12 protein-coding genes are annotated in these 14,035 nt (G+C 55.3%); 2 read left to right on the plus strand and 10 right to left on the minus strand.

Features of this window, described 5'->3' with window-relative positions:
- Positions 1-4: 4 nt before the first annotated feature.
- The 10 genes from dnaK to gpr all read right to left on the minus strand — a co-directional run bounded on the left by dnaK (position 5) and on the right by gpr (position 12,007).
- Entirely contained in the window at positions 5-1,858 is a 1,854-nt protein-coding gene (gene dnaK, locus KI379_RS19780; RefSeq protein WP_076169778.1) for a molecular chaperone DnaK, read from the minus strand.
- A gap of 66 nt (positions 1,859-1,924) precedes the next feature.
- Positions 1,925-2,548, minus strand: a complete 624-nt coding sequence (gene grpE / locus KI379_RS19785) for a nucleotide exchange factor GrpE (protein WP_212984465.1) — start codon at positions 2,546-2,548, stop codon at positions 1,925-1,927.
- A 65-nt stretch (positions 2,549-2,613) separates the two neighbouring features.
- On the minus strand, positions 2,614-4,167 hold the full coding sequence (locus KI379_RS19790; protein ID WP_212984466.1) for a TCP-1/cpn60 chaperonin family protein: 1,554 nt from the start codon (positions 4,165-4,167) through the stop codon (positions 2,614-2,616).
- 14 nt (positions 4,168-4,181) lie between these two features.
- Positions 4,182-5,216, minus strand: a complete 1,035-nt coding sequence (gene hrcA, locus KI379_RS19795; RefSeq protein WP_076169775.1) for a heat-inducible transcriptional repressor HrcA — start codon at positions 5,214-5,216, stop codon at positions 4,182-4,184.
- A 106-nt stretch (positions 5,217-5,322) separates the two neighbouring features.
- On the minus strand, positions 5,323-5,790 hold the full coding sequence (locus tag KI379_RS19800) for an N-acetyltransferase (protein ID WP_089548229.1): 468 nt from the start codon (positions 5,788-5,790) through the stop codon (positions 5,323-5,325).
- 72 nt (positions 5,791-5,862) lie between these two features.
- Positions 5,863-7,059 (minus strand): radical SAM family heme chaperone HemW, encoded by a 1,197-nt coding sequence (gene hemW / locus KI379_RS19805; RefSeq protein ID WP_212984798.1) that lies wholly within the window; start codon positions 7,057-7,059, stop codon positions 5,863-5,865.
- Positions 7,060-7,157: 98 nt separating this feature from the next.
- Positions 7,158-8,975 (minus strand): translation elongation factor 4, encoded by a 1,818-nt coding sequence (gene lepA, locus KI379_RS19810; RefSeq protein WP_076169773.1) that lies wholly within the window; start codon positions 8,973-8,975, stop codon positions 7,158-7,160.
- 81 nt (positions 8,976-9,056) lie between these two features.
- Positions 9,057-9,467 (minus strand): hypothetical protein, encoded by a 411-nt coding sequence (locus tag KI379_RS19815; protein ID WP_212984467.1) that lies wholly within the window; start codon positions 9,465-9,467, stop codon positions 9,057-9,059.
- Positions 9,468-9,496: 29 nt separating this feature from the next.
- Positions 9,497-10,879 (minus strand): stage II sporulation protein P, encoded by a 1,383-nt coding sequence (locus KI379_RS19820; protein ID WP_212984468.1) that lies wholly within the window; start codon positions 10,877-10,879, stop codon positions 9,497-9,499.
- A 132-nt stretch (positions 10,880-11,011) separates the two neighbouring features.
- Positions 11,012-12,007 (minus strand): GPR endopeptidase, encoded by a 996-nt coding sequence (gene gpr / locus KI379_RS19825; RefSeq protein ID WP_076169771.1) that lies wholly within the window; start codon positions 12,005-12,007, stop codon positions 11,012-11,014.
- Positions 12,008-12,237: 230 nt separating this feature from the next.
- Here gpr and rpsT point away from each other — a divergent pair, with 230 nt between their 5' ends.
- Positions 12,238-12,510 (plus strand): 30S ribosomal protein S20, encoded by a 273-nt coding sequence (rpsT, locus tag KI379_RS19830; RefSeq protein ID WP_076169770.1) that lies wholly within the window; start codon positions 12,238-12,240, stop codon positions 12,508-12,510.
- Between the two features lie 219 nt (positions 12,511-12,729).
- Positions 12,730-13,944, plus strand: a complete 1,215-nt coding sequence (locus KI379_RS19835; protein WP_212984469.1) for an MFS transporter — start codon at positions 12,730-12,732, stop codon at positions 13,942-13,944.
- Positions 13,945-14,035: the final 91 nt, after the last annotated feature.

Here is a 14,035-nt window from a genome sequence, read left to right on the forward strand (position 1 = left end):
TAGGTTAACCTTGATTTTTGTCCTCGTCAACAACCTCGTAGTCCGCGTCAACGACATTGTCCTTCTTCGCGGAGCCTGCTGCGCCGTCGGCATTGCCTTCGCCGCCTTGAGCCTGCTGTGCTTGAGCAGCCTGCTCATACAGCTTCACGGACAGCTGCTGCACGATTTCGGTCAGCTCTTCGGTAGCGGATTTGATCTGCTCCAGGTCGTCGGAGTCGATGGCCGCTTTGACTTTGTCCTTCGCAGCATTGGCTTTTTCGACTTCGGAAGCGTCGACTTTGTCGCCAAGGTCCTTAATCGTTTTTTCGGTGGAGTACACGAGCTGGTCGGCGTTGTTCTTCGCTTCGATCAGTTCTTTACGCTGACGGTCTTCCTCGGCATGCGCCTCGGCGTCCTTCATCATGCGTTCCACTTCGTCGTCGCTGAGACCGCTCGAAGACGTAATCGTAATCTTCTGCGTTTTGTTCGTTCCTTTATCGGTAGCCGATACGTTCACGATACCGTTGGCGTCGATGTCGAATGTAACTTCGATTTGCGGTACGCCGCGAGGTGCTGGCGGAATGTCGCCCAGGATAAAGCGTCCGAGCGTTTTGTTGCCCGCCGCCATTTGGCGTTCGCCCTGCAGTACGTGGATTTCAACGCTTGGCTGGTTATCCGCATACGTCGAGAAAATTTGCGATTTGCTGGTTGGAATCGTCGTGTTGCGCTCGATCATTTTCGTAAATACGCCGCCTGCGGTTTCGATACCGAGGGAGAGCGGAGTGACGTCGAGAAGCACGACGTCTTTCACGTCGCCTGTCAGCACGCCGGCTTGCACCGCAGCACCGAGGGCAACCACTTCGTCCGGGTTAACGCCTTTATGAGGCTCTTTGCCAGTCAGACGCTTGATCGCTTCCTGTACGGCCGGAATCCGCGTGGAACCGCCGACAAGGACGATCTTGTCGATGTCGCTGGAGCTCATGCCCGCATCGCTGAGCGCTTGACGGGTTGGTCCAAGAGTACGTTCCACCAGGTCGGCAGACAGCTCTTCGAATTTGGCACGGGTCAGGTTAACCTCCAAGTGCTGAGGTACGCCGTCCGCCACCGTAATAAACGGCAGGGAGATCGTCGTCGTCAGAACGCCGGACAATTCCTTTTTCGCTTTTTCCGCAGCGTCTTTCAGACGTTGAACTGCCGCTTTGTCCTTGCTCAGGTCGATGCCTTGGTCTTTCTTAAATTCGCTTACGAGGTAATCGATGATCACTTGGTCGAAGTCGTCGCCGCCGAGGTGGTTGTCCCCGCTCGTCGCTTTAACTTCGAAGAAGCCGTCGCCCAGCTCCAGGATCGAAACGTCAAACGTACCGCCGCCAAGGTCGTATACGAGGATCGTTTGATCTTCCGCTTTTTCCAGACCGTAAGCGAGTGCGGCAGCCGTCGGCTCGTTGACGATCCGCAGCACTTCCAGACCGGCGATTTTACCGGCGTCTTTGGTCGCTTGGCGCTGGCTGTCATTAAAGTATGCCGGAACCGTAATAACCGCTTGGGTTACCGGTTGGCCCAAATAAGCCTCGGCATCGGATTTCAGCTTTTGCAGAATCATTGCGGAAATTTCTTGAGGCGTAAACTCTTTGCCGTCAATCGTTTCCTTATGGTTTGTACCCATGTGGCGTTTGATCGAAATAATTGTACGGTCAGGGTTCGTAATGGACTGGCGCTTTGCCGTTTCGCCGACGATGCGCTCGCCGTCTTTCTTGAAGCCGACAACCGAAGGGGTCGTACGCGCACCTTCCGGATTCGGGATAACGACAGCCTCGCCGCCTTCCATGACGGCTACGCAGGAGTTAGTCGTACCAAGGTCAATACCGATAACTTTACTCATGTATGGTTTCCTCCTCTGGGATATAAGAAATGGTGGATCAATACTTATATGTTAAACAGCAGGGATTTACATGCTGACTTTAACCATGGCTGGACGAAGCACTTTGTCTTTCAGCATATAGCCTTTTTGCACTTCCTCAACGACGATGCCTTCCTCGTATTCATCGCTTTCCACCTGCATGATGGCTTGATGATATTCCGGATTAAACGGCTCGCCGACGGTAACCATAGCCTGCAGCCCTTCCGCTTGAAGCACGCCTTCCAATTGGCGGAAAATCATGCTTACGCCTTTCGTAAAGGACTCTATTTCGCTGCCTTCGCCGGCAGCGGCGAGAGCCCGTTCGAAATTATCCACGACAGGCAGCAGCTCGGTCACGAGTTTAGTGGATGCATACTTGGCCAGGTCCTCTTTTTCCTTCTGGGTCCGTTTGCGGAAATTGTCGAAGTCGGCCTGCGTACGGATGGCACGCTGCTGATAATCGTCAGCCAGCCCCTGCAGACGCTCCACTTCGCTCTTCAGAGCAGCAGCGTCCAATGCTTCATTCTCCGCAGCCGTCCCTTCAGAAGCATCCTCCGAAGCTGTCTCACCAGCTTGGCTAGTCTCCGCCTCGGCTGTATGTTCATTCACTTCTTCATTGGTTTGTTGGTTCAATTCGTTTTCACTGTCTTGAAATGGTTGATTTTCGTTCAAGATGTCTTCACCTCCTTGGTAAACTGATCATGCTTTTGTTCATCGGTTCATGCGGTCCGAAGAACTCAATCTTCATCCTGACCGCCATAGCCTCTCATTTTGATGACATTATGAATGCGGAGCACGGCAGCCGCCACCTCACCCGCGGCCTCCAGCCCATGAATCTTCACCAGGGCCGGATCGACGATCCCCCGCTCCTCATAGCGAATGACGAGCCCGGTATCGCAGTCGATGCCCATGGAGTCGGAGTCTTCCGCAAGCTGGGCGGCACGCGCCTCTTCCATCTTCTCCAGCGGGTTGTAGCCGGCGTTCAGCAAAATCTGTGCCATGGGCTTGCGCAGTGCCGCTGCCACGGCGGCAATGCCGAAGGCTTCCATGCCCTTCACCGCCTCCCGCTGATGCTCCAGCTCGTAGGAGACGGCCAGCTCGGCCGTACCTCCGCCCGGAAGCACCCCGCCGGAAACGGCGGCTTGTACAGCCGAGGCCGCATCCGCGGCAATCCGGGCGGATTCCCCGACGACTTCCGCGGTGCTCGCCCCGACGATCAGCGTGACAAACGGCTCGCGCCCCTGCCCCCCGCTGCTGACCCGCACGCGTTCCAGCCTTTCGTCATAAGCCACATAGGGGGAATTCCCCAGAAGCTTGGCAAGCGAATCGCGCTCCTTATGTAAGGCGGTGCGCCGCATGGGCACCGCCCCTGTCATCTCGCTGACGCGCAGCAGGTCGCTGCGGCTCACGCGCGGCACCACCATGATGCCGTGGTCCATGCAGAACTGCTCGGCATCGGGATGGATTCCCCGTTCCAGCAGAACAAGCCCCACCCCGAGGTCGGCCAGCACGTGAAGCTCGCTGCTGAAGCGGTCGCGCAGCTCCATGTACCGGGCAAAGCCGGCTTCCGTCGTCAAAACCTCTTCATCCAGCGTCTCTGGCTCGAGCGCGTCGTGCAGGACGAGAATCTTCGTGCTCTTCAGCACGGGTCTATCATGCGAATGAAGCGGCTTCTGCTTCAAAAGAATGCCTTCATATACTTCATTATCGCCTTTCTCGTGGGCGGTAACCGCATCGGCTAGCAAATAGCCGGGTTCCCTCAGCTTCCGGGTCCCCACCTTCGAAGCGGCTTCCATGACAAGGCGGACGATATCCTCGCGCTCGCGTCCGGCGACATAAGCCGCCTTGGCAAGCAGCGGATCGTCCAGCCCTTCAATAACCCGGGTCCGGCGCCGCAGCGCTTCCACCGCCATGCGAATGCCCTGCTGCATGCCGGCGACCACTTTGGAAGCAGGGACACCTCTGACGATTTGCGCAACGCCTTCCTGCACCAGCGCTCCCGCGAGCACCGTTGCCGTCGTCGTTCCGTCGCCGACCTGCTTCTGCTGGCTGCGGGCCACCTGGATCAGCAATCTGGCGGCGGGATGCGTTACGTCCATTTTGTCGAGGATCGTCACGCCGTCATTGGTAATAATGACTTCCCCGCGGGAGCCGACCAGCATGACGTCCAGCCCCTTGGGGCCGAGCGTCCCTTCCACCGCAGAGGTGATGGCACGGACCGCATTGCTGTTGTTAAGCAGGGCTGCGTAGCGTTCTTCACCCTCGCGAACCGGCTGCTGGCCTTGACTCATCCGTCCTCTCCCCCTTATTTATACCAGTGTGACAGCATGGCCGTCAGATCCTTGGACAATATGTTCAAAATGCTCATGACCCTTGCGTATTCCATCCGCGTCGGGCCCAAAATGCCGATGGTGCCAAGCGCTTCCCCTTCAAGCGAGTAAGTCGCCGTGATCAGGCTGCAGTTGGCAAACGCCTCATGGTCGTTCTCCGTGCCGATCCGTACCTGAATGCCGCCCCCATCCTGGGGCGCCATCATCTTCGTAAGCGTCGGCGTCTCTTCGAGCAGGTCCAGGATCGTCTTCACTTTATCGACATCCTTGAACTCCGGCTGGGTCAGCATGTTGGTCGTTCCGCTCAAATACAGCCGCTGATGGTCGGCCTCACCGTCCAGGAATATGTTGTCCAGCACCTTCATGATTTCTTCATAGTTGGAAATATGGCGCTCCATCTCCTGGCCGAGTTCTGTATATAATCTTGTCTTCAGCTTATATATAGGTACATTCATCAGCTTGCTGTTCAGCAGGTTGACGACTTTCTCGATCTCGGAGACCGGCACATCCGGCGGAAGCTGAACCGTCTTGTTCTCCACCTGTCCCGTGCTCGTCACGATAATCGCGACGGCGGTTTCCTCGTTAAGCGGAAGCAGCTGAAAATGCCGCAGTGAAGTATGAAAAACTTCCGGTCCAAGCAGGATGGAAGTGTAATTCGTCATATGGGATAGTATCATGGCTGCATGCTGGATCACCTGCTCCATCGCGCTGAGCTTCTCGGCAAAAAACTTGCGGAGCAGCCGGATTTCCCCCGGAGGCGCCGAATAGGCCGGATCCAGATGATCGACATAATACCGGTAACCTTTATGAGATGGAATGCGGCCGGCCGAAGTATGGGGCTGTTCCAAAAAGCCCAGCTCTTCCAGATCAGCCATTTCGTTGCGGATTGTCGCCGGACTGTAGCCGACATCGCCTCGTTTCGAAATGCTGCGGGAGCCTACGGGTTCAGCGGAGCGAATATAGTCGTCCACAATGGCATTCAGTATCATTCTTTGACGTTCGGTAAGCATACCATTCCCCCCTTGGTGACCTTTATTTCGAGCATCGTTAGCACTCTAAAGAGATGAGTGCTAACCGTTAATACAAAAATACCAAACTGACATGAGCATTGTCAAGTCAGTTCAGCATCTTAAGAACAGCTATTTCATCGCATGCATGCTGCTTGGCGCAGTTCACGCAATCGGTCCAAACCTTCTCGGGAAAAATCTCTTTTTCCACAACCGAAAATCCGTTTTTCAGAAAAAACGATACTTCGTACGTCAGGGCCATAATTTTAGGAATGCCTTGTCTTCTCGCCTCTTCCGTGAGCTTGCTCACCAGTTTGGAGCCGATTCCCATCCCCTTGTGCCCTTCCGCAATTCCCAGGGAGCGGATCTCCACCAGGTCTGCGCCCAGCTGGCAGAGTGAGCCGCAGCCGATCACTTTCCCGTCCGCCTCGGCCACGACAAACTGGTCCAGCTGCTTCTCAAGCACTTTGCGAGAGCGCGGCAGCATGATCCCCTTCTGTGCATAACCATCGATCATTTCGAAAAGCGGTTCTACGTCCTCTGGCACCGCTTTACGGCAAATAACTACCGCCGGCATCGCCATTCCCCCTCACACGTGCTGTCAATGATATGAATAAATATACAACAACACGCATAGAAGTTCAAGCGGTTATTTTGCGGTGAGCGAGCCTATAAATTCGCCGAAAACGTCGTTGCCGAACAGGATTCCCCGTTCACTGAGGCGGTACCCGTCGCCCTTCTCCTCGAGCAGCCCCGCATTCAGCATTTTATGCAGCGGTTTGGCAAACATGTCTTCCATCGATACGCCGAACTGCTCTTCGAAATGCGTCCGGGACACTCCCTTCAAGACACGAAGGCCGACCATGAGGAAATCCTCCATCGCCTCTTCCCGGGGCACCTCGAAGCTCTCCATTCTCGGCAGTCCCTCTTTGGTCGCTTCCGTATACGGATTAACCCCTTTGATATTCATATGCCGCATGCCGCCGACATACCCGTGGGCACCCGCGCCAAGGCCGTAATAATCTTCGTTCAGCCAGTAGGCCATATTGTGGCGGCTGTGGAATCCGGGCTTCGCAAAGTTGCTGATTTCGTACTGCTCGTAACCCGCTTCCTTCATTTTCTCCATCAGCAGCAAATACATCTTCAGCTCGTCGTCCTCATTGGGCAGCGGCAGTTGATTCTTCTGGTACATCGTATGGAAAAGCGTGTTCTCCTCAACCTTCAGGCTGTAGATCGAATAGTGCGGCAAATTCAGCGCAAGCGCCTTGCTCACGCTCTCTGCCAGCATGTCCACCGTCTGGTTCGGCAGGCCGAACATCAGGTCGATCGACATATTGTCAAAGCCTGCTTTGCGCGCATTCTCCAGGCTCTGGTACACATCATCCGTATCATGGATACGCCCGATACCGCTCAGCAGCTCGTTCTGAAACGCCTGTACGCCAAAGCTTACGCGGTTAACGCCGCCCGCTCTCATCACAGCCAGCTTTTCGAGGTCGGTTGTCCCCGGGTTGGCCTCCATCGAAAACTCAATATCTTCCGACCAGTCCGGAAAATACGTCTTGACCGTCTTCAGGAAATACTCCATTTCGTCCGGCTTCAGCACGGTCGGGGTTCCCCCGCCGACGAAAATGCTCGTTATTTTACCGGGAGGAACCTCTTTGACGGTTCGTTCCATTTCCCGCTCCAGCCCCTGCAAATATTCCATCACCGGCTGGTTCTTCAGCACATAGGAATTGAAATCGCAGTAAAAGCATTTATTCGTGCAAAAGGGAATGTGCAGATAAACCGCTTGGGGTTTACGGTTCCCCTGATACTTAACTCTTGGCGTCCCTTGCGGATTCAACATCGCCATCGCAAATTCCCTCCTTATATTTAGAAAGGGAAAGCCGCAGCGGCTCTCCCGTGGAATGGTCCAATGTACTCTATAAGCTTGGTAAAAACTGACTAGTTGTCGTCGATTTTCAGGACAGCCATAAAGGCTTCCTGCGGCACTTCGACGCTGCCGACCTGCTTCATGCGCTTCTTGCCTTCCTTCTGCTTCTCGAGAAGCTTCCGCTTCCGCGAAATATCGCCGCCGTAACACTTGGCGAGGACGTTCTTGCGCATCGCCTTGACCGTCTCGCGGGCGACGACCTTCGTTCCGACCGAAGCCTGGATCGGCACCTCGAACATTTGCCGCGGAATGAGCTCGCGCAGCTTCTCGCAGATGCCGCGTCCACGGTGGTATGCGCGGTCGCGGTGCACGATGAAGGAGAGTGCGTCGACCTGCTCCCCGTTCAGCAGGATGTCCATCTTCACGAGGTTGGAGCGGCGGTAGCCGGACAGCTCGTAATCAAAGGAAGCATAGCCCTTCGTGCCGGACTTCAGCTGATCGAAGAAGTCGTACACGATTTCGGACAGCGGAATTTCGTACGTGATCGTAACCCGGGTCGTATCCAGGTATTCCATATTGACGAATTCGCCGCGTTTGCTCTGGCACAGCTCCATGATGGTGCCCACATAATCGTTAGGCACGATGATCGCCGCCTTGACGTACGGCTCCTCGACGTATTCGATTTTCCCGATTTCCGGATAGTTGGACGGGTTGTCGATTTCGATCGTGTCGCCGTTCGTCAGCGTAATGCGGTAAATAACGCTCGGCGCCGTCGTAATGAGCGGGATATTGAATTCGCGTTCGATCCGCTCCTGGATAATCTCCATATGAAGCAGCCCGAGGAAGCCGCAGCGGAAGCCGAAGCCGAGCGCGCTCGACGTCTCCGGCTCGAAGCTCAGCGAAGCGTCGTTCAGCTGCAGCTTCTCCAGCGCCTCGCGCAGGTCATTGTAATCGGACGTCTCGATCGGGTACAAACCGCAGTATACCATCGGGTTGATTTTGCGGTAGCCGGGCAGCGCCTCGGGTGTCGGATTTTTGGCATCAGTGACCGTATCGCCGACCCGGGTATCTCCCACGTGCTTAATGCCCGCTACGATAAAGCCGACATCGCCGACCCTAAGCTCGTCCACGATCGTCATCCGCGGTTTAAACGCGCCGACTTCGATGACCTCGAACGTCTTGTTCGTAGCCATCATCTTGATTTTCGAGCCCGCTTTGATGCTGCCGTCAATGACGCGCACATACACGATAACGCCTTTGTAAGGATCATAATGCGAGTCAAAAATGAGCGCCTTCAGCGGCTGATCCGGATCACCGTTTGGCGGCGGTACCTGCTGGACGATCTGCTCCAAAATTTCCTTGATACCGATGCCGGCCTTCGCCGAGGCGAGAACGGCATCGCTTGCGTCCAGACCGATAACGTCTTCAATTTCCTGCTTCACGCGGTCCGGATCGGCGCTCGGCAGGTCGATTTTGTTAATGACCGGAAGAATCTCCAGGTTGTTATCCAGTGCCAAATAGACGTTGGCCAGCGTCTGCGCTTCGATTCCCTGGGCGGCGTCCACCACCAGCAGCGCGCCTTCGCAGGCGGCCAGGCTTCGGGAAACTTCATACGTAAAGTCGACGTGTCCGGGAGTATCGATCAGATTCAGCAAATATTCCTCGCCGTCATCGGCGCGATAAGTCAGGTGAACGGCCTGAAGCTTGATGGTAATCCCGCGCTCGCGTTCGAGATCCATCTGGTCCAGCACCTGATCCTGCATCTCGCGCGAGGTGAGGGCGCCCGTATATTCAAGAATACGGTCCGCAAGCGTCGACTTGCCATGGTCTATATGGGCGATAATGGAGAAATTTCGAATGTTCTTTTGCCTTGCTTGTACGTCTGTCATGCCTTACCCCCAAAAACAGCCTGATGTGTAATCAATTCATTATAACAGTTGGAGGAAAGGCCAGCAATCCCACCTGCCGCATTATTCCGTCACGTTGCTGAAGAGGGAGACGACGAGGCGGATTCCCTTTTGGGACAGCTCCTGCAGCAGGCCTGCCGTCTTATCCGCCAGCACGTCGACCGTCGGCGTGCCGCCCTGGTCCACCAGCAGCTGCTCGGGAGTCTTCTCATGCCAGTCCTGGACCTCGACCTGTTCCTGCTGCGGCTGCTCGTCCGCCGCCTTGAAACGGTTCGAGCTTTGGCGCGGCTGGGAAGGCTGTTGTTGCTGCTGCGAAGAAGCTCCCTGCTGCGGCCCGGCCTGCACGGCGGCAGCCGCCGTCTGCGCCTGCGGCGCGGGCGCCGGAGCATCCGGACTGGCCAGCTGCATGCCGACCAGAACGCCGATGCCTGCCCAAATTCCAAGCACGCACACTTTTTTAGCCCATTTTGACATGATCATACCTCCCTTGGCTCATTGCTTTCTCAGCTTTTATTATCTTTCTTGGCGGGAGCCGTTTGATCGGTGCTGGCCTTTTCCGCCTTTTGATCCGCGTAATAGACGTCCGCGATCGTCTGTGCCAATACTTCCGACGTCCGCTTCAGCTCCGCATCGGTGCTGTCGATCCCGCCGACCTCGATCAAAATGCTGTTCTCCGACAGCGATTGGTTATATTCCCCGTTGCCCATGGAGGAATCTTTCCCCCAAATGCCTCGGGACAATCCGGGATAGGTTTTTTCCAGCCGTTCATGGATGGAATTGGCGAAGGCTTCGTTTTTGCGCCAGTTTTTGTTGCCGTGCCCGATGATGAAGAAGACCTGTGCGTAGCTTTTGCCGTTAATGTCTTTCGTCGTCCGGCTGTGCCCTTGAGAATCCCGGTGAATGTCGATCAGGTATTTCATGCCGCTATTCTGGCTCATCGCAGCCTTCACCGTCTCGCGGGAATATTTATAGGAAAAGTTATAGTTATAGTCGGCCACCGTCGTCATGTAATCCTGCTCCGAATGGGCGGTGCCGATGCCGAGCTGCTCCAGCTTCTTCGCCACATAGCTTCCGACCAGCATAACGTTTTGCGTCGGAGACGTAGAGCTGGGGTTGTCGCTGGTTTTACCCAGCAGCGGGTTGTATGCTTCTCTCGGATGAGAGTGATAGATCAGGATCGATTTGTTTTTGGAGTTCACCGCCGAAGATTGTCCCGTACCTCCATTGTCCTTGGAAGGCGTTCCTTCTCCGGCACCTTTCTTGCCGCCGGCGTCCGGTACCTGACCGGACGACGCATTCTGCTGCTTGTCCGAGCCCTTGCCGGAGTCGGTGACCTTTCCGGGATCGGTTCCGGCCTGACCCGCACCGTTCTTCTGGGGATCGGCTGAAGCGTTATCGCTTTGTCCGGCCGTATCCGTTTGTCCCGCCGTTTCCGCAGGCGGATTATAATCTTCGGGAGGAACGACGTTGTCATTCCCTGCCGAATGCCTCAGCAGCACCGGATCGTTCGCCCCCATGCCCGGCATTTCCCGGGCCAGCAGGCTTTTCGGATCCTTAGGGTTGACGCTGGTCAGCATCTGGAATACGAATGTCGTCATGTTTTCCCCGGAGAAAGTCGAGTTCCCTTTTTCTTTATTCAGGTGGGGCAGTTCCATGCCTAACATATCAATGAAGAAATTGCTTGATACGGAGCCGGCGAATCCTTTCATAGAAGAAACCGGAGAATCGTTGATTTTCTGCTCGGCCATCCCTCCCAATCCCAGAAGTAAGAAAAACAGCAGCGATCCGACCACCAGCAGCACAAAGGTACGTCCCATAGACAGAAAATACAGCAGTCTGGCTCTCCATTTGCCGATATTCCAAAGCTGAAAACCATTCCTCTTCATTCTGTTGTCCTCCTGAAATCTCTTATACTTCAACTCTATGAGCCGGAGAGATTCGATAGAACCAAAAAAAGAAAGCCCGATAGATTCGGGCTTCCTCATTTATGATAGAAGAGAGAGGAGGAGCTGCACCTCCTAGTGGGTGTAGGCTCCCGTGTTTCCGGGGTCTACCGCGTCATGCAGGGCGGCGTTCAAACCGCTCGCGACAATATTGGCGATATCTTCGATAAATTCGTCAATCTCTTTCGGCGTGACGATCAGATCGTGGCCGAGCGGTTCGAGCACTTCCTTGACCAGAGCGAGGCGCTCCTGCTCGTTGATATCGTCCAGCATCCCCATAATTTGCCGGGTCTGGTTCGTCTCCTGGCCGAAATGATTCTTCATCATTTCCATGACATTGTTCACAATCGTCGAAGCGTAGCATACGGTCGGCACGCCGATGGCAACGACCGGAACGCCAAGCACTTCCTTGGTGAGGCCGCGGCGCTTGTTGCCGATGCCAGAGCCGGGATGGATGCCGATGTCGGCGATCTGGATCGTCGTGTTGACGCGCTCCAGCGATTTGGATGCCAGCGCGTCGATCGCGATGATCAGATCCGGCTTCGTCCGTTCCACGATTCCCTGCACGATCTCACTGGACTCGATCCCCGTCAGCCCAAGCACCCCCGGGGCGATGGCGCTGATTTCCCGGTATCCCGGGGCCACCTGATCCGGCATCAGCTGAAAATACTGCCGGGTGACGAGGACGTTCTCCACCACAAGCGGTCCCAGCGAATCGGGTGTCACATTCCAGTTGCCAAGCCCGACGATCAGAACCGTCTGTTTCTTCTGAATTCCGATCAGCGCCAGGAAATCCTCAAACTCGCGCGCGAAGGCCTCAGCTACCTGCTCCTGAAGCTTCGTGTCCCCGTTGCGGAGTCCGGGAACCTCCAAGGTAATATAATGCCCTTTGACGCGGCCGATGGCCTGGGAACCGGCCTCATTCAGCACGTTAAGGCGGGTAATCTTGATGCCGTCCTTCTCCGTAATCTCTTCATCGACCCCCGGGATCGGTCCGGCATGGCCCGCCATTTCCCTGGCGTCGACCGCCAGGTCGGTCCGCACGGAATAGCGCTGTAAATCCAACTCCATATACATCTGCCTCCTTTGGCTTGTTATGGATAGTTTGCGGGAGCGGCGTCCAGTTTATGCACAACCTTTTTACGCCGGACACCGTTCATACGACGCCGATCCATGTGCCTCTTAAAATCCAAACCTTTGGAACGCGATGATAGTATTGCTTTTTAGAGTACCCCATGCTAAACTATTTTAAGTTGTGAATCATTTCGAGCTATTCGAATGCCTTACAGGAGGTGAATGCAATGCCAAACATTAAATCCGCCGTTAAACGCGTGAAAACAAGCGACAAACGCCGTGCGCTTAATGCTTCCCAAAAATCCGCGCTTCGTACAGCTGTGAAGGCTGCCGATTCTGCGCTGACGAATAATGAAGTCGAAGCTGCTAAAGCTGCTGTTCAAGCTGCATCCCAAAAACTGGACAAAGCCGTAACTAAAGGCCTGATCCACAAGAACGCAGCCAGCCGCAAGAAGTCCCGCCTGGCGAAAAAACTTAACGCTCTCAGTGCACAAGCCTAAGGGAGCGCTATCCATACGATGAAATGGAAAAGTCCTGAGCAGCTCCCAAGCTGATCAGGACTTTTAAATTTTCTTTCGAAACGCGTACAGAGCTGACAACGCCATAGCGGCGCGCCTTTTGCTCTTTTATATAGCACGGACAGCCATGTTCGAAGCAGCCTCATGAAGCAAGTGGACAACCCATGTGCTGTATACTAGGTTTAACAGGAGATGACGTCTATGGAAAGCTGGAAGAAAAATCTATGGGTTTTATGGTTCGGCTCGCTGATCGTGTCCTCAAGCTTCTCGATGGTGGTACCCTTTCTTCCCTTGTTTCTGATTGAAATCGGTGTCACCCAAAACATTGAGATGTGGTCCGGTCTGCTGTTCAGCGCAGCGTTTTTTGCGGGAGCGCTTTCATCTCCGTTCTGGGGATCCGTCGGCGACAAATACGGCCGCAAGCCGATGATCATCCGCGCAGGTTTTGTGCTGTGCATCATTTATTTGCTGACGGCGTTTGTCACGCATCCGGTGCAGCTGCTCATCCTGCGTATTTTGCAGGGGCTTCTCTCCGGGTTTATTCCCGGGGCCATTGCAATTGTCGGTACCAACACCCCGGAGAAAAGGGTGGGCTACGCGCTGTCCACCATGTCCACGGCCACGGCTACGGGAAGCATCATGGGGCCCCTCCTCGGCGGCGTGCTCTCCAAGGTGTTCGACAACCGGCTGGCCTTCGGCAGTGCGGGCGTGCTGTGCTTTCTGGCCACGCTGCTCGTTATCTTTTATGTCAAAGAGGAAAAATTCGTTCCGAGCAAAGGCAAACTTTCGGTGTTTAACACGCTGAAGCAGGCAGCCGTCAACAAAATGTTGATGATTGTCCTGGTGCTCACCATGGTGACACAGTTCTCGGTCATGACCATCGAGCCGGTGCTCTCCCTCTATATTGTGGAGATCGGCCACTCGGCATCGGATGCGTCCATCCTGGCGGGCTTCATCTTCTCGCTCGTCGGGATCGCCAGCATCATCTTCGCCCCGCGCTGGGGCAAGCTGGCCGACAAGGTCGGGTTCCAGAAAATACTGATGATCGGCTTGTTCGCCGGGGGCATAGGTTCGCTGCTTCAGATCCCGTTTCATAACATTTGGGCGTTCTCGGTCGTCCGCTTCCTGTACGGCTGCTTCTTCTGCGCCGTATTCCCGGCGCTGAACGGGCTTGTCGTCCGGTCTACGCCAAGCGATTTCCGCGGAAGGGCCTTCAGCCTCAACCAGACCGCGAACCAGCTCGGCGGCATGCTGGGACCGCTTGCGGGCGGCGCGATCAGCGGCGTGTTCAGCATTCATACCGTGTTTCTCATTACAGGGTTATTCCTGCTGCTGACGATGGGCCTCGCCTACTGGTCCCAGCGTTTCGGGAGCTTGTCCGCTCAGCAGGCCTCGACTAAAGCGATTGACGGCTAGAACCGTTTTGTGTCTCGTATAAGATTGATCCGAGTCATAAACTAATCGAAATAGCCCCCTCTGCCGTTCTTCCGGTTTGGGGGCTGTTTGC

Source organism: Paenibacillus cineris (assembly GCF_018333335.1).
GTDB lineage: Bacteria > Bacillota > Bacilli > Paenibacillales > Paenibacillaceae > Paenibacillus_AQ > Paenibacillus_AQ favisporus.

What these genes read in the sequence shown, in the direction of transcription:
- hrcA (WP_076169775.1), bottom strand. Translation starts at nt 5,216, where the DNA reads ATGCTTACCGAACGTCAAAGAATGATACTGAATGCCATTGTGGACGAC.
- KI379_RS19800 (WP_089548229.1), bottom strand. Translation starts at nt 5,790, where the DNA reads ATGCCGGCGGTAGTTATTTGCCGTAAAGCGGTGCCAGAGGACGTAGAA.
- dnaK (WP_076169778.1), bottom strand. Translation starts at nt 1,858, where the DNA reads ATGAGTAAAGTTATCGGTATTGACCTTGGTACGACTAACTCCTGCGTA.
- KI379_RS19815 (WP_212984467.1), bottom strand. Translation starts at nt 9,467, where the DNA reads ATGTCAAAATGGGCTAAAAAAGTGTGCGTGCTTGGAATTTGGGCAGGC.
- KI379_RS19835 (WP_212984469.1), top strand. Translation starts at nt 12,730, where the DNA reads ATGGAAAGCTGGAAGAAAAATCTATGGGTTTTATGGTTCGGCTCGCTG.
- KI379_RS19790 (WP_212984466.1), bottom strand. Translation starts at nt 4,167, where the DNA reads ATGAGTCAAGGCCAGCAGCCGGTTCGCGAGGGTGAAGAACGCTACGCA.
- hemW (WP_212984798.1), bottom strand. Translation starts at nt 7,059, where the DNA reads ATGTTGAATCCGCAAGGGACGCCAAGAGTTAAGTATCAGGGGAACCGT.
- rpsT (WP_076169770.1), top strand. Translation starts at nt 12,238, where the DNA reads ATGCCAAACATTAAATCCGCCGTTAAACGCGTGAAAACAAGCGACAAA.
- KI379_RS19820 (WP_212984468.1), bottom strand. Translation starts at nt 10,879, where the DNA reads ATGAAGAGGAATGGTTTTCAGCTTTGGAATATCGGCAAATGGAGAGCC.
- gpr (WP_076169771.1), bottom strand. Translation starts at nt 12,007, where the DNA reads ATGGAGTTGGATTTACAGCGCTATTCCGTGCGGACCGACCTGGCGGTC.
- lepA (WP_076169773.1), bottom strand. Translation starts at nt 8,975, where the DNA reads ATGACAGACGTACAAGCAAGGCAAAAGAACATTCGAAATTTCTCCATT.